General features: G+C 70.4%; 17 protein-coding genes. 9 read left to right on the plus strand and 8 right to left on the minus strand.

Annotated elements, in window-relative coordinates; all coding sequences use genetic code 11:
- Nucleotides 1-114 precede the first annotated feature (114 nt).
- The 4 genes from HOV91_RS09285 to HOV91_RS09300 all read right to left on the minus strand — a co-directional run bounded on the left by HOV91_RS09285 (nt 115) and on the right by HOV91_RS09300 (nt 4,555).
- The gene (locus HOV91_RS09285) at nt 115-1,311 is read right to left on the minus strand and encodes an NAD(P)-dependent malic enzyme (protein ID WP_438822646.1); all 1,197 of its coding nucleotides are present in this window, start codon (nt 1,309-1,311) and stop codon (nt 115-117) included.
- 514 nt (nt 1,312-1,825) lie between these two features.
- Complete coding sequence (locus HOV91_RS09290; RefSeq protein WP_174185038.1) at nt 1,826-3,388, minus strand: FAD-binding protein; 1,563 nt, start codon at nt 3,386-3,388, stop codon at nt 1,826-1,828.
- Between the two features lie 49 nt (nt 3,389-3,437).
- On the minus strand, nt 3,438-3,650 hold the full coding sequence (locus tag HOV91_RS09295) for a hypothetical protein (RefSeq protein WP_217439985.1): 213 nt from the start codon (nt 3,648-3,650) through the stop codon (nt 3,438-3,440).
- A gap of 50 nt (nt 3,651-3,700) precedes the next feature.
- On the minus strand, nt 3,701-4,555 hold the full coding sequence (locus HOV91_RS09300; protein WP_174185040.1) for a PHP domain-containing protein: 855 nt from the start codon (nt 4,553-4,555) through the stop codon (nt 3,701-3,703).
- 74 nt (nt 4,556-4,629) lie between these two features.
- Here HOV91_RS09300 and HOV91_RS09305 point away from each other — a divergent pair, with 74 nt between their 5' ends.
- Nucleotides 4,630-5,721, plus strand: a complete 1,092-nt coding sequence (locus HOV91_RS09305; RefSeq protein ID WP_438822647.1) for a magnesium and cobalt transport protein CorA — start codon at nt 4,630-4,632, stop codon at nt 5,719-5,721.
- Nucleotides 5,722-5,733: 12 nt separating this feature from the next.
- On the opposite strand, the gene HOV91_RS09310 is transcribed toward HOV91_RS09305, so the two are convergent.
- The 3 genes from HOV91_RS09310 to HOV91_RS09320 are packed head-to-tail and all read right to left on the minus strand — an operon-like array spanning nt 5,734 to nt 7,779.
- On the minus strand, nt 5,734-6,315 hold the full coding sequence (locus HOV91_RS09310; protein ID WP_174185042.1) for a suppressor of fused domain protein: 582 nt from the start codon (nt 6,313-6,315) through the stop codon (nt 5,734-5,736).
- A 3-nt stretch (nt 6,316-6,318) separates the two neighbouring features.
- Nucleotides 6,319-6,810 carry a YflT domain-containing protein gene (locus HOV91_RS09315; RefSeq protein WP_043731283.1) on the minus strand — a complete coding sequence of 164 codons (492 nt, stop codon included), beginning with the start codon at nt 6,808-6,810 and terminating at the stop codon, nt 6,319-6,321.
- A gap of 12 nt (nt 6,811-6,822) precedes the next feature.
- Nucleotides 6,823-7,779 carry an HpcH/HpaI aldolase/citrate lyase family protein gene (locus HOV91_RS09320; RefSeq protein ID WP_174185043.1) on the minus strand — a complete coding sequence of 319 codons (957 nt, stop codon included), beginning with the start codon at nt 7,777-7,779 and terminating at the stop codon, nt 6,823-6,825.
- A 63-nt stretch (nt 7,780-7,842) separates the two neighbouring features.
- Between HOV91_RS09320 and HOV91_RS09325 the strand changes: the two genes are divergently transcribed.
- The 6 genes from HOV91_RS09325 to HOV91_RS09350 all read left to right on the plus strand — a co-directional run bounded on the left by HOV91_RS09325 (nt 7,843) and on the right by HOV91_RS09350 (nt 16,073).
- A complete protein-coding gene (locus HOV91_RS09325) occupies nt 7,843-9,123 on the plus strand; it encodes a magnesium transporter MgtE N-terminal domain-containing protein (RefSeq protein WP_174185044.1) in 1,281 nt (426 codons plus the stop codon).
- A 55-nt stretch (nt 9,124-9,178) separates the two neighbouring features.
- Complete coding sequence (locus tag HOV91_RS09330; RefSeq protein WP_174185045.1) at nt 9,179-9,829, plus strand: DUF1003 domain-containing protein; 651 nt, start codon at nt 9,179-9,181, stop codon at nt 9,827-9,829.
- Between the two features lie 165 nt (nt 9,830-9,994).
- The gene (locus tag HOV91_RS09335; protein ID WP_312884531.1) at nt 9,995-11,371 is read left to right on the plus strand and encodes a lytic transglycosylase; all 1,377 of its coding nucleotides are present in this window, start codon (nt 9,995-9,997) and stop codon (nt 11,369-11,371) included.
- A 394-nt stretch (nt 11,372-11,765) separates the two neighbouring features.
- Nucleotides 11,766-13,028: a hypothetical protein gene (locus HOV91_RS09340; RefSeq protein WP_174185047.1), complete on the plus strand. Its 1,263-nt coding sequence runs from the start codon at nt 11,766-11,768 to the stop codon at nt 13,026-13,028.
- Nucleotides 13,029-13,073: 45 nt separating this feature from the next.
- A complete protein-coding gene (locus tag HOV91_RS09345) occupies nt 13,074-14,549 on the plus strand; it encodes a serine/threonine-protein kinase (RefSeq protein WP_312884532.1) in 1,476 nt (491 codons plus the stop codon).
- 18 nt (nt 14,550-14,567) lie between these two features.
- On the plus strand, nt 14,568-16,073 hold the full coding sequence (locus HOV91_RS09350) for a serine/threonine-protein kinase (protein ID WP_174185048.1): 1,506 nt from the start codon (nt 14,568-14,570) through the stop codon (nt 16,071-16,073).
- A gap of 139 nt (nt 16,074-16,212) precedes the next feature.
- On the opposite strand, the gene HOV91_RS09355 is transcribed toward HOV91_RS09350, so the two are convergent.
- Nucleotides 16,213-16,554 carry a hypothetical protein gene (locus tag HOV91_RS09355; RefSeq protein WP_174185049.1) on the minus strand — a complete coding sequence of 114 codons (342 nt, stop codon included), beginning with the start codon at nt 16,552-16,554 and terminating at the stop codon, nt 16,213-16,215.
- A gap of 168 nt (nt 16,555-16,722) precedes the next feature.
- Here HOV91_RS09355 and HOV91_RS09360 point away from each other — a divergent pair, with 168 nt between their 5' ends.
- Both HOV91_RS09360 and trpB read left to right on the plus strand, forming a co-directional pair.
- On the plus strand, nt 16,723-17,946 hold the full coding sequence (locus tag HOV91_RS09360) for a serine hydrolase (RefSeq protein WP_174185050.1): 1,224 nt from the start codon (nt 16,723-16,725) through the stop codon (nt 17,944-17,946).
- Between the two features lie 168 nt (nt 17,947-18,114).
- Nucleotides 18,115-19,356, plus strand: coding sequence for a tryptophan synthase subunit beta (trpB, locus tag HOV91_RS09365; RefSeq protein ID WP_174185051.1), 1,242 nt, complete (start codon nt 18,115-18,117; stop codon nt 19,354-19,356).
- Nucleotides 19,357-19,395 lie beyond the last annotated feature (39 nt).

Here is a 19,395-nt window from a genome sequence, read left to right on the forward strand (position 1 = left end):
TGCAGGCCGGGTCCGCCCGCGGCCGTATTGCAGATCACCGATCGACAGCCCGGGTCCTACGACGAAGGCGCCCCGTTCGAGCTGAACGGGGCGCCTTCGTCGCTGCGTGGGAAGTTACGCGACGCCCTCGGCGCGGGCGGCGGCCGCGACCGCCTCGGCGACGGCCGGAGCGACCCGCGGGTCCAGCGGGCTGGGGACGATCTTGTCCGGGCCGAGTTCGTCGGCCACCACGCTGAGGATCGCGTCGGCGGCGGCGATCTTCATACCCTCGGTGATCCGCCGGGCGCCCGCGTCCAGCGCGCCCTTGAAGACGCCCGGGAACGCCAGCACATTGTTGATCTGGTTCGGGAAGTCGCTGCGGCCGGTGGCCACGATCGCCGCGTACTTGCGCGCCACCTCCGGGTGGATCTCCGGGTCCGGGTTGGACATGGCGAACACGATGGACTCCGGCGCCATCGACGCGATGAGGTCCTCGGCGATCAGGCCCGCGGACAGGCCGAGGAACACGTCGGCGCCCGCCAGCGCCTCGGCCGCGCCGCCGGCCAGGCCGCGCGGGTTGGTACGGGTGGCCAGCTCGGCCTTCACCTCGTTGAGGTCGCCGCGCTCCCGGTTGACGATGCCCTTGGAATCGAGCACGGTGACGTCCCGGACACCGGCGGCGAGCAGGATGTTCGTGCACGCGACACCTGCCGCGCCCGCGCCGGACACCACGACCTTCAGCCCCTCGATGCCGCGGCCCTGCACCTTGGCCGCGCCGTTGAGGGCCGCGAGCACCACGATCGCGGTGCCGTGCTGGTCGTCGTGCATCACCGGGCAGTCGAGCGCCTCGATCACGCGCTTCTCGATCTCGAAGCAGCGCGGCGCGGAGATGTCCTCCAGGTTCACCGCGCCGAAGCTCGGGCGCAGGCGGATCAGCGTCTCGACGATCTCGTCGACATCCTTGGTGTCCAACACGATCGGGATCGAATCCAGCCCGGCGAACTTCTTGAACAGCGCCGCCTTGCCCTCCATCACCGGCAGCGAGGCGCGCGGGCCGATGTCACCGAGGCCGAGCACGGCGGTGCCGTCGCTCACCACGACCACGAGCCGATCGGTCCAGGTGTAGCGCTTGGCCAGCGCCTCGTCCTCCGCGATCGCGCGGCTGACCTGGGCGACGCCCGGTGTGTAGGCGATCGAGAGGTCGCGCTGGGTCTCCAGGGGAGCACTGAGTTCGACCGAGAGCTTGCCGCCGAGATGTCCCGCGAAGATTTCGTCGTTTGTGATTTCGGACAGGCTTGCGGTGGAATTCGGTGCATCAGTCACAGGTGACACGATTTCACTCCTGCTCAGGTCGGGCTAAACCGGGGGACGGTTACCACCGGGTAATGGGTATAAGTCGTTTCACTACGCTCATCGAGTGCGCTGACCGCTGTGTTTCGAGGTGGCTGCGAGCGAGCGAACACGGCTTGCCGGTATCTCGACGACGGGCGCGGCACTGATCCGCGAAGCGGAACCGGACGGGTGTGCCCGGACAGAACATGCGGTGTGATCTCTCGGGTCGCGACGGTACGTCGGCGAGGCGGAGACCTCCGTGATTCCCTCACCCGGCGGTGGCGGAGGTAAGGAATCCGACACATTCTGCCAGCCCGGTGGGCGAGTTGCCAAACCGGCTACTCTCCGGGCCGTGTCGCGCTCCATCACCCAACGTTAGGGGCCGGGAATTACCCTCAGGTAAGGGGAAACTCGCCGTTTCCGGCCCGGACGCGGTGAGTAGTCGCACCGCTCGGGGCGGCGCCGATGTGAGACGTGCCCGCGCACGTCCCGCAGCCGGCGGGTCCGGCCCCCGTCACGCGACGATATCGCGAGGCTGCCGCGGCATGGTGCGCGGCGCCTCAGGGCGCACCCACACGCTGCGCACTCCGCCCGAGGTCAACCGCACCCGCCAGGTGTCGGCCGCGCCGGGATGATCGGTCCTGCGGTGCATGCCCCGGCTCTCCGTGCGCAGCAGCGCGCTGTGTTTCGTCCAGCGCGCCACCGCCAGCAGCGCGGCGGCCTGCCGGGCTCGCAGCAGGTCCACACCCCGGCCGCCGAGGTCGAATTCCGCGCCAGGCCACATCCCGTCGAGTTCGCCGATGCTGTCGCGCAGACTGCCCGCGCTGCGCCAGTAGCTGCGCCGCAGCGGCAGCGTGTGCTCCTGCACCAGACCGACCACCGCCCGCGGATCGATCCGCGCCACGGCATCGAGCCCGGCACCCGGCACCCCGTGCGCCGGAGCACGCCGATCGGCCGTGCGAGCGAATCTCGCCGCGCCCGTCCCCGCCCAGACGCCGGACGCGATCGCCCACGCCCCACCCAGGCCGTCCGCGCCGCTCACCGCGCCGGTGACCGGCTCGCGACTGGCGACGTCGCCCGCGGCGAACAGGCCGGCGACGGTCGTCGCGCATTCCGGCCCGGTGACGCGCAGGCCGCCCGTACCGCGCACGGTGCCGTCCAGCACCGCACGCAGCGGCACCCGCTTCGCGCGGTCGGCGATGCCCTGGCGCGCAGGCCGGGCGCGCAGCGCGGCAGGACCGTCGTCCAGCACGGCGGGACCGTCGTCCAGGGCGGCGAAGACCCGGCGACCATCGGCGATGGCGGCCAGCGCCGCCGAGCGATGCCCCGGCAACTCCGCGCCGGATTCGTCGTAGAGCGCGGCGAACCGCAGGGTGCGACTCCGCGGCGCGGCCGTCTCGGCGTTCCCCTGCGGAACCAGGCTGTAGGCGCAGGAGAACTCCATCCCGGACAGCTCGGCGCCCGCTTCCGCGGCGAACAACAGACCGTCGCCGGTGTCCACGTCGGTGCCTGCGCCACCGGACAGGAACGCGCAGCCGCCCGTGGCCACCACGACCGCTCCCGCGCGCACGGTCCAGGGCTGGAACCCGGCATCGCTACGCAAGCCGGTGGCGCCGGCCACCACACCGTCACGGTCCATGAGCAACTGCAACGCGGGATGATGATCGAGCACACGCACACCCGCTTCCCGCAGTACGCGACGCATCCGCCGCAGGTAACCGGCGCCGTCCAGATGGATCCGCCGCGTGGCCGGACCCGCCGGATCGGCGGCGATCCGATGCCCCCACCGCGCCACCTGCTCGATCCGCTGATGGGTCTCCTCCAGCACGCGGTGCATCAGGTCCGGGTCGCCCAGTCCGCCGCCGTGCGCGTGCCCTCGCCGGACCGCCTCGTCCCGCGCGGGGCCCGGCGGGATGTGCCACAGCGAGATCGCGCCGTGCGCGGTCGGGCCGCTCGACCCGCAGCGCGCCTTGTCGACGAGCACGACGGCGGCGCCCGCCGCCGCGGCCGAGACGGCCGCCCAGATACCGGCGGGACCACCGCCGATAACCAGTACATCCGTCTCGAGTTCGATCATAGAGAAAATATTCGGGCACAATTCATTTGCCCGCAACCAAAGCGAGGTTCTAGCTCCACCATTGTGTCCAGAGCAATAGTCCAGCAGCCAGAAAAACCACCATGGACCCGGAAAAGGCGGCCGGACCCCGATGGCGATCCGCATAAATCTGCGCCGCCAGGGCTACCGCCGCGGCCGCCACGTGCCATGCCACCGATTCGCCGCCGGGACCGGGGAACCCGCGCCGATCCGCGAGGACGGCGGCGACGACCACCACCAGCATCCCCACCACCGTTCCCCCGGCGACCAGGCCGCTGAGTCCGCGCACCGGTCTCACGAGGTGATCACCGGCACACCGGAGGCTTTGCCCACCAGCTTCTCGAATTGCTCCGGGTCGGTGGTGAATTCGCCGAGCCGGATGGTCTTGTTCGTACCGTGGTAGTCCGACGAACCGGTGGTGAGCAGGCCGAGTTCGGCGGCGAGATCGCTCAGCACCGCCCGGTCGGCGGCGGAGTGGTCGGGGTGGGCGATCTCCAGGCCGCCGAGTCCGAGCGCGGCCAGCTCGCGGATGTCGTCCAGCGCCAGCAGCCTGCCCCGCTTGCGCGCCCTGGTGTGCGCGAGGACGCTGACCCCGCCCGCGGTGGCGATCATCTGCACCGCGCGACGCAGCGGGGTGTCGGCCTTCTCGGCGTAGTAGCGGCCGTGCGGTGCGAGCAACTCGTCGAACGCCGCGTTCACGCTCGGCACCACGCCCGCGGCGACGAGCGCGCGGGCCAGGTGCGGTCGGCCCGCCGAGGGGCCCGCCGAGGCGAGCACCGCGTCGGGATCGATCGGCAGTCCGTCGGCCGCCATGCGCTCGGCCATGGCGCGCAGCCGCTCCACGCGTTCGGCGCGCAGCCGTTCGCGTTCCTCGGCGAAGCCACGATGGGTCGGATCGAACAGGTAGGCCAGCAAATGCACGGGCACCGGCCAGCCGTCCGCGCCGAGCCCGACACAGGACATCTCCATGCCGCGCACCAGCGTCAACCCCTCGGGCAGCGCGTCGACCGCGTCGGCCCATCCGGCCGTGGTGTCGTGATCGGTGATCGCGACGACGTCCAAGCCCGCGGCGGCCGCGTTCCGCACGAGTTCGGCCGGAGTGTCGGTGCCGTCGGACGCGGTCGAATGGGTATGCAGGTCGATGCGCACGCCTTCAAGTCTTACAGTGCGGCGCGGTCGGCCCGCACGCGCAGGCGACCTTCCCCGGCCCCGTTCCACGTAGCATCGTCTCCGTGCCGTCGTTTTCTCCGCTCTCGTCGTTTCGTGGTTCCGGCCGGACGCCGCCCCGCCGAGAGCAACGGTTCATCCCGGTTCCGACAGCGCAGGCGATCGTCGACTGCGCGGTGTACGTGGACGGCAAGCGGCTGCCCGGGAAGTTCACCCACCAGGCGGCGCTGGCGCGAGCCAGGGAGGAGCGAACCGGATTCGTCTGGGTCGGGCTGCACGATCCGGACCTCGCGCAGATGACCGACATCGCCCAGACTTTCGGGTTGCACCAGCTGGCCACCGAGAACGCCCTGGAGCAGCACCAGCGGCCCAAGCTGGAGCGCTACGACGATTCGCTGCTGCTGGTGCTGCGCACGGTCGGCTACGTCGAGCACGATATGAACAGCGTCAGCGAGATCGTGGAGACCGGCGAGATCATCGTGTTCACCGGTCCCGACTTCGTGGTCGCCGTCCGGCACGGTGAGCATTCCGGACTGGCCGAGGTGCGCAAAGCCCTGGAAGAGGATCCGGCGCAGCTGGCGCTGGGCCCCGGCGCGGTGCTGCACGCGATCGCCGACCGGATCGTGGACTCCTACATCGAGGTGGCCCAGCAGGTCGAGAACGACATCGACGAGATGGAAGAGGAGATCTTCACCCCGCGCAGCCGGGTCACGGTGGAATCGATCTACCAGCTCAAGCGCGAAGTGGTCGAATTGCGGCGTGCGGTCAACCCGCTCGCCGCGCCGCTGGAGCAGCTGAGTCGCAAGCCGGATCTGCCGGTGCCCAAGGAGGTCCGGCGATATCTGCGCGACGTCGCCGAACAGCACGCCGCCGTCGCCGAACGGATCAACGACTTCGACGAGTCGCTCAGTGCGCTGATCACCGCCGCGCTCGCCCGGATCGGCGTGCAGCAGAACACCGACATGCGCAAGATCTCAGCGTGGGTCGCGATCGCGGCGGTGCCGACGATGATCGCGGGCATCTACGGCATGAACTTCGACCACATGCCCGAATTGCACCAGGTCTGGGGTTATCCGGCGGTATGGCTGGTGATCCTCACCATCTGCACCAGCCTGTTCTTCACCTTCCGACGCAACAAGTGGCTGTAGCCGGGCCGCGGGTCACAGACTGGCGGCGCCGCGTCCCGGGTCGCGCACGTCGATCCCGGCCTCCTGCCAGGCGTCCCGCAATGCCTGCGCGCCACGCACCCGCACCCATGCCGCTTCCGTCGCGGTCACCGGCGTCACGCCGAAGTACCGCACCGGCTCGGCCGGGTCGGGCAGCGCCACGTCCGGTATATCGCTGTCGCCCAGCAGCACCGCGGTGAACGGCGCGTCGCGCCAGATCGGCTCGCCCAGGTCCATCAGCGCGTCCGCTTGCAGGACAACGCCTTCGACCACCGGCGCCGCGGCCAGCACCCCGAGCGACTTGGCCAGCCCCGCGCTCGCGCCGACGCCGGAGCGCAGCGTCAGCACCAACTCCGCGCGCGGCCCGCGCAGCGGATCCGCGAGCAGGGCGGTGGGATCGCCCATCGGGTGACGGCTGCCGCCCAGCGTCACGTAGTGCACCAGGTCACCGTCGGCGATGCGCAGGATCTCGATCGGCTCCAAGCCCAGGAAAGTCACCGACGCGGCGTCGACGTGCGCGACGTCCACGCCGAAATGGCCCAGCACCTCGGTGCGGACCTTCTCCAGCACCTCCATGCGTCAGATCGCCAGCCGCGCGAGCATATCCCGCGCCTGTTCGGCCGACTTCGGATCGCACAGCACGTCGTAGCGGCCCGCCACCAGCTGCATGGTGGACGCGAAGTCGCGCTGCCCCCTGGTCGCCGCGTACGGGATCGAGGTCGAGATGACGCCGAAGATGATGCCGCCGACCAGGCCGACGAGCAGTGGCCCCAGCGCGCCGCTGGTGGTGAACAGGCTCAGCAGCAGGCCGAGGAACAGGCCGAGCCAGGCGCCCGACACCACCCCGCCGCCGATCACCTTGCCCCAGGTCAGCCGGTAGAGCACCCGTTCGACCTGCATCAGGTCGACACCGACGATGGTCACGTCCTGCACCGGGAACTGGTTGTCGGCCAGGTAGTCGACCGCCTTCTGCGCCTCGGCATAGGTCGGGTAGGAACCGACCGGCCAGCCCGACGGGGGCGTCGGGAGGCCCTGCCGCGCGCGGCTCGAGTTCCCCAAAGGATTCGTCATGGCTCCATTCTGCTATTCCGACGCATCCCGCGGTGGTGTGAAACGCGTGGTGCGCGTCATCCCCGCGGCGCGTCCCTTCTGCGCGATCACCTGAGCCATCTTGGCGCTGGCCTCGTCGATCATCTCGTCGCCGAGCATCACCGCGCCGCGCGCGCCGCCCGCCGCCGAGGTGTGGAACGCGTAGGCGTCGAGGATCTCCTCGGCGCGGTCGTAGTCGGACTGGCGCGGGCTGAAGATCTCGTTGGCCGCCTCGATCTGGCCGGGATGCAGCACCCATTTGCCGTCGAAGCCGAGCGCCGCGGTGCGCGCGGCGGCCCGCCGGAAGCCTTCGACGTCCCGAATCTGCAGGTACGGCCCATCGATCGCCTGCAGTCCGTGCGCACGGGCGGCGAGCAGGATGGTCATCAGGATGTGGTGGTAGGCGTCGCCGGTGTCGTAGCCCTCCGGCTGTTCGCCGACCACCAGGGTGCGCATGTTGATGCTGGCCATGAAGTCGGCGGGGCCGAACACCAGGGTCTGCACCCGGGGGCTGGCGGTGGCGATCGCGTCGATGTTGCGCAGCCCCAGCGCGTTCTCGATCTGCGGTTCGATGCCGATCCGGCCGATCTCCAGGCCGCAGGTCTTCTCCAGCTGGGTCAGCAGCAGATCCAGCGCGCGCACCTGGCCCGCGTCGGTGACCTTGGGCAGCAGGATCGCGTCCAGCGCCGCGCCCGCGCCCTCGACCACGGAAATGACGTCGGCGTAGGTCCATTCGGTGGTCCAGTCGTTCACCCGGACCACGCGCAGCTGCCCTCCCCACCCGGAGTCGTTCAGCGCCGCGACGATGTTCGCCCGCGCCTCGGCCTTCGCGGCCGGGGCGACCGCGTCCTCCAGATCGAGAAACACCTCGTCGACGGGCAAGGTCTTGGCTTTCTCGATCATCTTCGTGTTGCTGCCCGGACAGGCGAGCACCGAACGGCGTGGTTGCATGATCACTCCCGTCGATCGTGGCGCGGTGCGAACACCGGCCCGCGAACATCTAGCCTGGGCAGCATGGCAGCTACCAGGGTGTACGTCGCCAGGCTGGCCGGATTGGCGGTGCTGGGACCGGACGGGGAGTCTATCGGCCGGATCCGTGACGTCGTCGTGGCCGTCCGCTCCGACCGCCAGCAGCCCCGAGTGCACGGCCTGGTCGTCGAATTGCCCACGCGGCGGCGTATTTTCGTGCCCATCCTGCGGGTCACCGCGATCGAGCCTGGCGTGGTCACGCTGAACACCGGAACGGTCAGCCTGCGGCGATTCACCCAGCGACCGGGCGAGATGCTGGCCCTCGCGCAGATCGTCGACTCGGTGGTGCGGGTCGAGGACCCGGACCTGCCGGATCTGGCGGGCGTCGACGTGCACGTGATCGATCTCGGCCTGGAACAGGCCCGATCCAGGGACTGGCTGGTCACCAGGGTCGCGGTGCGCGGGCACCGCAGATTGGGCCGCAGGCGCACCGTGCACGTGGTCGACTGGACCATGGTGTCCGGCCTGACGCCCTACGAGATCGGCAGGCCGGGACAGGACGTCACCCAGCTGCTGGAACAGTTCGAGGGCATGCGCCCGGCCGACGTCGCGCAGCAGCTGCGCGAGCTGCCGGAGAAGCGGCGGATCGAGGTGGCCGTAGCGCTGGACGACGAACGCCTGGCCGACGTGGTGCAGGAACTTCCCGACGACGAGCAGGTCGAACTGCTCAGCCACCTGGAAGTGCGCCGGGCCGCCGACGTGCTGGAGGCGATGGACCCCGACGACGCCGCCGACCTGCTGGGTGAGCTGCCCGAGGGCGAGGCGGAATCGCTGCTGGCCCTGATGGACCCGCAGGAGTCCGAGCCGGTGCGCAGGCTGCTCGAGCACTCCCCGTACAGCGCGGGCGGTCTGATGACGCCGAAGCCGGTCATCCTGACGCCGTCCACCACGGTGGCCGAAGCCCTGGCGCGGGTGCGCAACCCCGACCTGACCCCGGCGCTGGCCTCCATGGTCTTCGTGGTCCGTCCGCCCACCGCGACGCCGACCGGTCGCTACCTGGGTTCGGTGCACATCCAGCAATTGCTGCGCGAGCCACCGGCCCACCTGGTGGGCGGCATTCTCGACACCGATCTCGCGCCGCTGCGCCCCGAACTCCCGCTGGCCGCGGTGACCCGGTATTTCGCGACCTACAACCTGGTCTGCGGACCGGTGGTGGACGAGGAGAACCACCTGCTCGGCGCGGTGAGCGTCGACGACGTCCTCGACCACCTGCTGCCGGAGGACTGGCGCGACCAGGAAGAGACCGACGAGAGGGGTGGGGCGTGAGGCGACAGCGCGGCGTGACCACGCGGGGCCGCCCGCACGCCCGGAAGGACACACCGTGAGCGACAACGAACCGGGCGCGCGGCTCGGTCACAGCAGGGCCCGCCAGCGCCTGGAGACGCCGGTGGAAGGCCGATTCCGGTTCGAGTGGGACGCCGAGGCGCTGGCCCGCAGCAGCGAGCGGGTGGCGCGATTCCTGGGCACCGGACGATATCTGGCGGTGCAGACGCTGCTGGTGCTGGTCTGGATCGGGTTGAACGTCTTCGTGGTCGCGCTGCGCTGGGACCCGTACCCGTTCATCCTGCTGAATCTGGCGTTCTCCACCCAGGCCGCCTACGCCGCGCCGCTGATCCTGCTCGCGCAGAACCGGCAGGACAACCGGGACCGGGTCGCCTTGGAGGAGGACCGCATGCGGGCCGCGCAGACCAAGGCCGACACCGAGTTCCTGGCCCGCGAACTCGCCGCGCTGCGCATCGCGGTCGGCGAAGTGGCCACCCGCGATTACCTGCGCCGGGAATTGGAAGAGCTGAAAGGGATTCTGGACCGCATCGAGTCCGCGGAATCCCCGGATCACGAGATCCGCGTGGAAAGCGGCGGAAAGAGCGGTCGCAAGAAAAGCTCCGGCCGAAAGCCCGCCCCCACTCCGGTTTCACCAGCGGTAACCAGTGATCAACCGGAAATACCGAATAACGACCTGACTGGTGGGTAACCTGGACAACGTTGTCCAGAGCGGCCAGGGCAGGGGATGTCCCGGACAGCCGCTCCCACGACGTCGAGGATTGGGTGTGGCCGAATGCGTGTATCTGCTCCGATAACGGTCTCGGCTTTGGTTGTTGCTGGTGTGGTGGTGAGTGGTTCGGGGGTGCATTCCCCGGTGGGTACCGAAGCGCCGCGAGCGCCCGAGGTATTGGCGGCGGCCGCGGGCACCGGAGGCGCGGAGTCGCGGGTGGTGGGGTTGTTGCCGGTGTCGGCGGAGTTGCCGCGGCGGTTGCGGGCGGTGTCGCCACCGTTCGCGGGTGTGGTGCCGTTGCAGGAGGTTCGGTTGCCCGCGGTGGGGGGTGCGTTGGGGATTCCGGAGGTGGTGTTGGCGGCGTATCGGAATGCGGAGTTGGCGTTGGCGTCCTCGGCGCCGGGGTGTGGGTTGTCGTGGCATCTGCTGGCGGGGATCGGGCGGATCGAGTCGGGGCATGCGCGGGGTGGGCGTACGGATGCGGCGGGTACGACGGTGACGCCGATCTTCGGTCCGGCGTTGGATGGGAGTTTGCCGGGTAACGAGGTGATCCGGGCTGCTGATGGGGGGTTCGTGCGGGCGTTGGGTCCGATGCAGTTCTTGCCGGGGACCTGGGGTGGTTATGGCGCGGACGGGAACGGGGACGGTGTGGCCGATCCGCACAATGTGTTCGATGCGGCGTTGGCGGCGGGGAAGTATTTGTGTTCGGGGGGTATGGATCTGCGTGATCGGTCGCAGGAGTTGCGGGCGGTGTTGCGGTACAACAACTCGATGGCGTATGCGGCGAATGTGCTGAGTTGGTCGGCGGCGTATCGGAGTGGGGGTTCGCCGACGCAGGTGCATATTTCGCCGGATCTGGTGGCGCCGGGGACGTTGTCGCCGAGACCGGACATGTCCGCGGTGCGCACCAGCACTCCGACGGTCGATCCGGCCGATCGGGTCGATCCTGCCGAGCAGGCGCGGGCGGCGGGCCACGCGCCGCCGCGCCCGCAGCCGACGCAAGTGATGATCACGATTCCGGGACTGCCGCCGATTCCGTGCGGCATCTTCTGCCCACCGCCGCCGCCCGTGCATCCGTGCGTGGCGCAACCCGTCCCCGCACCCATGCCGCAACCGGGACAGCCCGGTATCGCGCGCATCCCACTCGCACCAGGGCAACCCTACGGCGCGGCTCCCGGGCAGCTACCCGATGTCGATCCGAACGATCCCGCAGCACAGAGGAACCCGGACAGCGCAGGCGCCGCCGGGCAATCTGGCCTCGGCGAAGCCGGAGCAGGCGATTGCGCGCAACCAGGGCCGGAGGCCGCCACCGGTCCCGCACCTGCCGCCCCGGCGCCGGACCCCGCGCCCGAGAACCCTGAGCCGGACGCCGCCCCTGAACCCGCCATGACCACGCCGCCCGCGCCGGAACCCGAACCGGCGCCCGCGCCGGAACCAGTTCCCACCCCGCCGCCCGCGATCACCCTTCCTTTCGGGATCGTGATCCCGCTCCCCGCACCGCCGCCTCCTCCGGCGGGCTGATCCGAGCGCTCGCCCGCGCGTCTGGCACACCGCCGGACATCGCAGGCGGGGCGGTCTCGCACTCCTTCCAACGCAGTCGAGCAAACGCTCAGCTTCGAACTCGCCGGACTATGTGAGGTCGGCGGCAATCCCTATGCACCGGGTGAACCCGCAGTAGGGACAGTCGTGCCGCATCGGCCCCGTCTCCCGAGGCGATGCCCAGGTCATTCGGCTGTCTGTCTTCGTCGCAGCTGCGGGACCACGGAGTACCACCGCTCGGCAACGGGAGCTTCCGCGAGCGTCGGCGAAGGGGAGTCGCGGCGACTGTGCGCGGCTCGAAAACGAACCCGGGCCAATCGTTGGCGACCGCGGTGACGAACTCCTTTCAAGACCGGTCTCGAGCAGAGGTGATCTCATGAGGGCCACAGTCGGTATTGCAGCGGAACAGGCCGTGGTGCGTGGCGTGTTGCTGTCGTCGACGGCGCCACGCGGCACCTGTCCCACGGTTTTGCGGGAGGTGGAACGGCCGGTCGAGCACTCGACCGCCGCGTCGGTCGCCGCCACCCTCGACGCGTTGACCGCCGACGCCGCTTCCGGCGCGGAGATAGACGACGTCGCCGTGGCGTACCGCACGGTGGCCGAGCGGCGGGCGATCGTGTCGCAGCTGTCGTCGGCGGCGTGGCGATCGTCCTCGCTGGTGTCGACCAAGACAGCGCTGCTGGCACTGGTCGAGGACCTGCCGGATCTGGCGGACTACGGCACCCTGCTGGTCGTCGAAGTCGTCGGCTACCACACGTCCTATCTGGTGGTCGGGCCGAATCGGGCGGACGTTCTCGCCTTCGACTCGTGGTCCTCCGGTGTCGTCGACGCCGAAACCGCGCGCTCGGCGCTCGGCCGGATCCAGTCGGCGCTGGAGGCGGCGGGGCTGCTGCCGGACGCCGTCGTCCTGTGCGGCTCGTCGGTGCGGGATCCGGGTATCGCCTCGGTGTTGCGGCTGGGCTTCCCGGAGTCCGTCGTGGTATCGCCCGATCATGTCGACGCGGCCGCCTACGGCGCCGCTCTGGTCGCCGCCGCTCCGTTCCGAAGCGCGCCGCCGGCACCGCCGGTCGCCCACCGCCGACATGTCGGCCGCGGGATTCTGGCCGGGGCGGCCGCCGCCGCACTGCTGGGCGGAGCCGCGGTCGCGGTCGTTCAGGCGCGCGAGGACCTCCCGGCGAACGCGGAGGTCGGCGGCCCTGCGCAAGCGCCGGTCTCCGCCGCCCAACCTGTCGAGCCGAATCCCGTGGTAGCGCCCCCGGCACCCGCGCCCGAGGTGGTTCCCATAGCCCCGCAGCCCGACTCGGCCGCCGTCCCCGGGCCGTATCCCGGACCGCCGGTGCCACCGCAACCGGCGCCGTACCCCGCGAATACCCAAGCGGAGATGCCGGTCGAACCGATCATTCCGCCGGCTCCCGCACCGCCGCTCGAACAGCAGCCGACACCGGACCGGCACCGGCCGACCACGACGATCTCACCGGAACCTCCGGGCCCGCCGCCGACCACCGCCGCCGTCCCCGACGAACCCTTCCTCTTCCCTGGCGAGTCCCCGCCGCCGCCCTGGAACGCCGATCCCGCCGTCGTCCAGGCATGGTGGGACAACCACTGGAAACTGAAGGAGAGCTGGCTGCACAACCGCTGATCCCGACCTGACCGGTATTCTGCCGGTCAGGGAGGAGGACGCGTCGTGTCTGTGCAACCTGGCGATGTTTTCGCCGGCTACCGCATCGTGCGCCGGATCGGGGCCGGTGGGATGGGGGCGGTGTATCTCGCCGAGCATCCGCGGCTGCCGCGCCGGGACGCGCTGAAGATCCTCGATCCGGGTCTGGGGACGGACGCTGAGTTCCGGGCCCGGTTCGAGCGGGAGGCCGAATTGGCGGCCCGGCTGGAACATCCGAATGTCGTCTCCATCTACGACCGGGGCGCCGAAGGTGACGTGCTGTGGATCGCCATGCGGTACGTCGACGGCGTGGACGCCGCGGAGCTGGTGCGCCGCGGCCCGGCGGTGCTGCCCGCTGGGCGTGCGGTGCGGATCGTCGCGGCGGCGGCCCGCGGCCTGGACGCCGCACACCGCAGCGGACTGCTGCACCGCGACGTGAAACCGGCGAACATCCTGGTGTCGACGGCCGACGACGGGTCCGACGCGGTGCGCATCACCGATTTCGGGATCGCCCGCTCGCTGGACGCGACCGCCTCGTTGACCACCACGGGATCGGTGCTGGCCAGTTTCGCCTACGCCGCCCCCGAGCAGCTGACCGGCGCTCCGCTCGACCATCGCGCCGACATCTACTCCCTCGGCTGCACCCTGTACGAGATGCTGACCGGCTCCGTGCCGTTCGGCCCCCGCACTCCGGCGGCCAGCATGCAGGCGCATCTGTACCAGCCGCCACCGCGTCCGTCGCTGGCGAACCCGGCGCTGCCACCGGCCATCGACGAGGTGGTCACCCGGGCGATGGCGAAGAACCCGGCCGCCAGGTACGGCAGTTGCGCGGAACTGGCAGCCGCGGCGATTCGGGCGCTCGAGCCGCCGCCGATCCCGCCCGCCCCGGCGTTCGCGCCGCCACCTCCGCCCGCGCGGAGCGGACGGCCGGCGCTGATCGCCGGTGCGGTCGCTCTCGTGGTCATCGCGACCGTGGCGGCGGTCCTCCTGCGCACCGCCGAACGATCCGGCGGGAATCCGGTCGCCGCCCCGTCCTCGGCCGTCTCGCCGACCACGACCACCAGTCCGGTCACCACTACCGCGGTCACCTCCGCGTGGGGACCTGCCGCGTACATCGTGGAGGCGTTCCCGAACCTGCTGCCCGCCGACCCGGAAGGCGTGGGCTACCAAGGAATCCGCTGCGCTCTCAACGACGACCGCGGCGCGTGGCTGCACTGCCCGGCCGAGACCGACGACGGGATCAACGTCAACATCCGCTGTGACCCGTCGCGCCGTCCGGTGACCTACACCTCCGATACCCTCGGCCGCGCCGATCTGCACGAACAGGCCTGGACGCGACCGTCCGGCACGGGCACGGTCCGCTGGGCCACCGACAGTCTCGCCGGCTTCGGCCTGCTGGACGTGGCGTTCACCGACCACCGCAGTTTCTGCACCGTCGGCGCTTCCGGCGGCAGCGGCGGCCAGGACGTCTACGACAGATGGTGGACCGGTGCGCCGATCTGAACCGAGGACGGGAAGGGTATGACGCTGCGACCGGGGCAGGTGTTCGCCGGGTATCGTATCGAGCGCACGCTCGGCTCGGGTGGCATGGGGACGGTGTATCTGGCGCGTCATCCACGGCTGCCGCGTTCGGTGGCGCTGAAGGTCCTCGACCCCGTGGCGGGCGCCGATTCCGAATTCCGCGCCCGGTTCCAGCGGGAAGCCGAACTGGCCGCTCGCCTCGATCACCCCAATGTCGTGGAGATCTACGATCGCGGCAGCGACGACGGCCGGCTGTGGATGTCGATGCGGTACGTGGCGGGTTCGGATGTGGCGCAGCTGATCCAGCGGCGGTCACGCGAGCTGCCGCCGGGCCGGGCGATCGAGATCCTCGCCCAGGCCGCCCAGGGGCTGGACGCCGCGCATCGGCGCGGCCTGCTGCACCGGGATGTCAAACCGGCCAACCTGCTGGTGGCCACCGGCGACGACGGGCGCGACCACGTCTTCGTCACCGATTTCGGCATCGCGCGCAGCCGCGACGACACCACCGGCCTCACCGCCGCCGGGGCGCTGATCGCGACGCTCGGTTACGTCGCCCCCGAACAGATCCGTGGCGAGCCGCTCGACCATCGCTGCGACGTGTACGCCCTCGGCGCGACGTTCTACCAAATGCTGACCGGCGCGATGCCGTTCGCGCACACGACCCCTGCGGCGGTGCTGCGGGCGCATCTGGCCGAACCGCCGCCGCGCCCCTCGGCGGCCGACCCGGCGCTGCCCGCGGCGCTGGACGCCGTCGTCGCCACCGCGATGGCGAAGCGGCCCGAGGACCGCTACGCCACTTGCGGCGCGCTGGCCGCCGCTGCCGCGGCGGCATTCGCCCCGCCGCCCGCACCACCCGGCCCGCGATTCGTCGCGCCGTCGCCGTCCGCGCGGACATCGCCGCGGGTGCTGGTGACCGCGGCCGCCGTATCGGTTCTGGTACTGGCGCTGGCCGGTGTGCTGCTCTTTCGCTCGAGCACAGTACCCGGAGCGGGAATTCCCGATACCGCGACGTCCTCCGCCACATCCACCGCGATTGCGACGTCATCCAGTGCCGGAACCACCACGGTGGCCGCCGCTGCCTGGGGACGCAATGCCGAACTCGTCGCACTGTTCCCCGGGCTGCTCCCGGCCACCCCCGAGGGGTCCGGCTATCAAGGCGCGCGATGCACCGACATCAACGTGGTCAACAACGGTGGAGCCCCTGCGGTGGAGTGCCGTCAGGACAACGGCATCCATTGGTACGTATGGTCTTTCCGGCGCGGCGATCCCCGGCGCGACTCGACGTTCGACACTAACATCGACAACGACACCACCCGCCGCGACACTTGGCGCAGGCCGTCCGGTTCCGGGCGGGTGCGCTGGAGCCACTACCCGGGCGGCAATACCGGACTGCTCACGGCCGGCTTCGACGACCCGGCGCGGGCGTGGGTGGTCATCGACGTGTCGTGGGATCACCACACCGGCCAGGACCTGTTCGACCAGTGGTGGCAGACGGCGCCGCTGTGAGCAGCACGGTGGCGGCTTCCGGCCGCGGTCGCGATGCTCCCGAGACGTGGCGGAACGTCGAAGCTCCGATGACCGCGCACCGTCGAGCGTCCGGTGCGTACCAACTCTGTCCGGTCCACCATTGCAGCATCATCTGGCCCTAGACGGGGGCGGCCGTTTCCTTTCGTCGCATGAGCAGCACGGCGGAGACGACGTAGACCGCCGCTATGACGAGGTTCAGGATGCCCTGTGGTGTGTTGTCGCGGTCGAAGCGGTCGAGGGCGGCGACCGTGATGACGCCCGCACCGAAGAGAAACCCCGCGGTCAGGGCAGGAACAGCCAGCCGGGCGGGCAGCGCGGCGGCGATCAGCAGCAGCAGCGAGAAGGCGGCGTCGGGGAGGGCGAAGATATTGTCCGCGCGGTAGTCGGGGTCGACGGCGAGGATGGTGATCAGCCAGAGACTGACCGGAACGGCGATGATGCGGGCGAGCAAGATCGGCATGTCGACTCCCGGGCGAGTGCCAATGACAGGGCCCAGGATTGCCGAGTCCCGCGGGTTCGGCAACTCGGAACGCGGAGCCGGAGATCGCCTTCGGCGGGCTCGGGCGTGGATCGCCGTCTCGCTCACAGCCGTGCGGCCCGTCCCCGCGTCGGTCGATAAGCTGGCCGGGTGAGCACAGCAACGGCTGGATCGGTGACGATCGTCGACGACTTGGACGCGGTGACGATCCGGGGCCCCGAGGACGACCCCGCGGCGGTTGGGCTCAGCCGCGCGGATGTGGAATCCCTGTGGGAGTCGGTCCAGGCGTGGTATCGCCTGGGCAGCACACCGGCGATTCAGGTCTGCCTGCGCCGCGAAGGCCGGATCGTGCTGAACCGGACCATCGGTCACGGCTGGGGCAACGCGCCGGGCGACGGGCCGGACGCGGTCAAGGTCCCGGCCACCCCGGACACGCCGTTCTGCGGCTTCTCGACCGCGAAGGGCGTGGCCGGTGCGCTGATGTTCATGCTCGTCGAGCAGGGGGCGTTCACTCTGGACGAGCCGGTGGCCGACTACATCCCGGAGTTCGCGGCGAACGACAAAGCCGCCATCACGATCGGTGACGTGCTCTCGCACTCCGCCGGGATTCCGTTCGTCACGCCGCCTTATCAGGGCGTCGACCTGGTCCTCGACGAGGACTTGGCGGTGCGCGCGCTGGCCGACCTCGTCCCGAGCTGGAAGCCGGGACGGTTCCGGGTGTATCACGCGCTGACCCTCGGATTGGTCCTGCGCCTGCTGGTGCGGCGCGCGACCGGCAAGCGTCTGCGCGAGCACCTGGCCGAGCAGGTGCTGGAGCCGTTCGGTTTCCGCTGGACCAACTTCGGCGTGCGGCCCGAGGATCTGGACAAGGTCGTGCCCAGCGTGAAGACCGGTCCCGCGCCGTCCCGCACGGCTAGTTACCTGGCGCGCAAGGCGATCGGCGGACGAATGGACCGCGCCTCCCGCGCGGCCACCGACGCCTTTCTCACCGCCGAACTGCCCTCGGGCAATCTGGTCACCACCGCGGCCGAATTGTCGCGTTTCTACGAGATTCTCACGCGCGGCGCACCGGACGGCAGGCGGATCATCCGGCCGGAGACGTTGGCCGAGGCGGTGCGACCGGCTCCGTGGATACCCGGGGTGGCCGGACGCGTCAGCCGGGCCGGTTTCGAACTCGGCGGACGCAGATCGAAGTTCGGCCGCGACACCGGATCGCATTTCGGCCGAAGCGGATTGACCACCCAGTACGGCTGGGCGGATCCGGCACGCGGGCTCTCCGGCGCGATCCTCACCAGCGGCAAGGCCACGACCGACACCGAGCGGCCGTGGCGGCTGGTCGCCCAGATCTCCGCCACGGTGCCTGCCGGCCGGTAGCCACGCGCGCCGCGCCCGGCCGCGCCGATCGCCTCCACCAGTGAGAACACCTTAGCCATCCGAACGATCTAGTCTGTTAACTCGCTTGTTGCCAACCCGTGGGGTTGTGCTCGCGCGAGCGGAACAGACTGACCCGTCGGCTCTTTGGCGGTGAAAGCGTTGGTGTTGATGAGGCTTGACCACGACGTGGCGGTGAGCGAATACCGGCACGAGATGTTCCCCGACGAACGCGGGCGGTTCGGCGTTTTCGGCGGCAGATTCGTACCCGAGGGCCTGATGGCCGCGCTCTTGGCCCTGGAGGACGCCTACCGTATCGCCCGGGCCGATCCCGGGTTCATGGCCGAATACCGGGAGCTGTTGCGCGACCGGGTGGGCAGGCCGACGCTGCTGCATCAGGTACGGCGGTTCGGGGAGTTGCTGGGCGTGCCGGGCGTCCGGGTGTACCTCAAGCGTGAGGACATGGCCCACACCGGCGCGCACAAGATCAACAATGCCATCGGGCAGGCGTTGCTGGCCAGGCGGATGGGCAAGCGGCGGATCGTCGCGGAGACCGGCGCGGGCCAGCACGGCGTTGCGGTCGCGACGGTGTCGGCGATGCTCGGATTGACCTGCGTGGTCTACATGGGCACCGAGGACATGCGGCGGCAGGCGTCGAACGTGATGCGGATGAGGCTGCTCGGCGCCGAGGTGCGGCCGGTGGACATCGGCTCGCGGCGGCTGAAGGAGGCGATCACCGAGTCGGTCCGCGACTGGGTGGCCGACGTGGACGCTACGCACTACCTGTTCGGTACCGCGGCGGGACCGGCGCCGTACCCGCGGATCGTGCGGGACTTCCAGACGGTGATCGGCGCGGAGACCAGGAACCAGATCGTGCGTGCCGAAGGCAGGCTGCCCGATTACGTCCTGGCCTGCGTGGGCGGCGGCAGCAACGCCATCGGGGTCTTCCATCCGTTCGCCGGCGACCGGCGGGTGCGGCTGATCGGCGTCGAAGCCGCCGGCCTCGGGGTCGACACCGGCGAGCACGCGGCGACGCTCTGCATGGGCAGTCCGGGTGAGATCGACGGGTCCTACAGCTATCTGCTGCAGGACGAGGACGGCCAGATCGCGCGCACCCACAGCATCGCGGCGGGGCTGGACTACCCGGGTGTCGGTCCCGAACTCAGTCACCTGAAGGACAGTGGCCGGGTGGCCTATCGCGCCGCCACCGACGCCGTAGCCCTGCGCGGCATGCAGGCACTCAGTCATACCGAAGGCATCCTCGCCGCGCTCGAATCCGCCCATGCCGTCGGCTACCTGATGGAGATGGCCGAGCGCGGCGAGGTGCCCGAGGACTCGGTGATCGTGCTGTGCCTGTCCGGCCGCGGTGACAAGGATCTCGCCGTCGCCGCCGACCGGCTCGGTGTGGCGTAGCCGCTGCTATGGTCGAAAGCGCCCATGGCGCCGGAGAGG

It is taken from the genome of Nocardia barduliensis, assembly GCF_013315795.1.
In the GTDB taxonomy this organism is placed as follows: Bacteria; Actinomycetota; Actinomycetes; order Mycobacteriales; family Mycobacteriaceae; genus Nocardia; species Nocardia barduliensis.

Coding starts and splice junctions, on each gene's coding strand:
- HOV91_RS09355 (WP_174185049.1), bottom strand. CDS start 16,554: ATGCCGATCTTGCTCGCCCGCATCATCGCCGTTCCGGTCAGTCTCTGG.
- HOV91_RS09315 (WP_043731283.1), bottom strand. CDS start 6,810: ATGACGAATCCTTTGGGGAACTCGAGCCGCGCGCGGCAGGGCCTCCCG.
- HOV91_RS09325 (WP_174185044.1), top strand. CDS start 7,843: ATGGCAGCTACCAGGGTGTACGTCGCCAGGCTGGCCGGATTGGCGGTG.
- trpB (WP_174185051.1), top strand. CDS start 18,115: ATGAGGCTTGACCACGACGTGGCGGTGAGCGAATACCGGCACGAGATG.
- HOV91_RS09320 (WP_174185043.1), bottom strand. CDS start 7,779: ATGCAACCACGCCGTTCGGTGCTCGCCTGTCCGGGCAGCAACACGAAG.
- HOV91_RS09310 (WP_174185042.1), bottom strand. CDS start 6,315: ATGGAGGTGCTGGAGAAGGTCCGCACCGAGGTGCTGGGCCATTTCGGC.
- HOV91_RS09295 (WP_217439985.1), bottom strand. CDS start 3,650: ATGCTGGTGGTGGTCGTCGCCGCCGTCCTCGCGGATCGGCGCGGGTTC.
- HOV91_RS09340 (WP_174185047.1), top strand. CDS start 11,766: ATGAGGGCCACAGTCGGTATTGCAGCGGAACAGGCCGTGGTGCGTGGC.
- HOV91_RS09350 (WP_174185048.1), top strand. CDS start 14,568: ATGACGCTGCGACCGGGGCAGGTGTTCGCCGGGTATCGTATCGAGCGC.
- HOV91_RS09290 (WP_174185038.1), bottom strand. CDS start 3,388: ATGATCGAACTCGAGACGGATGTACTGGTTATCGGCGGTGGTCCCGCC.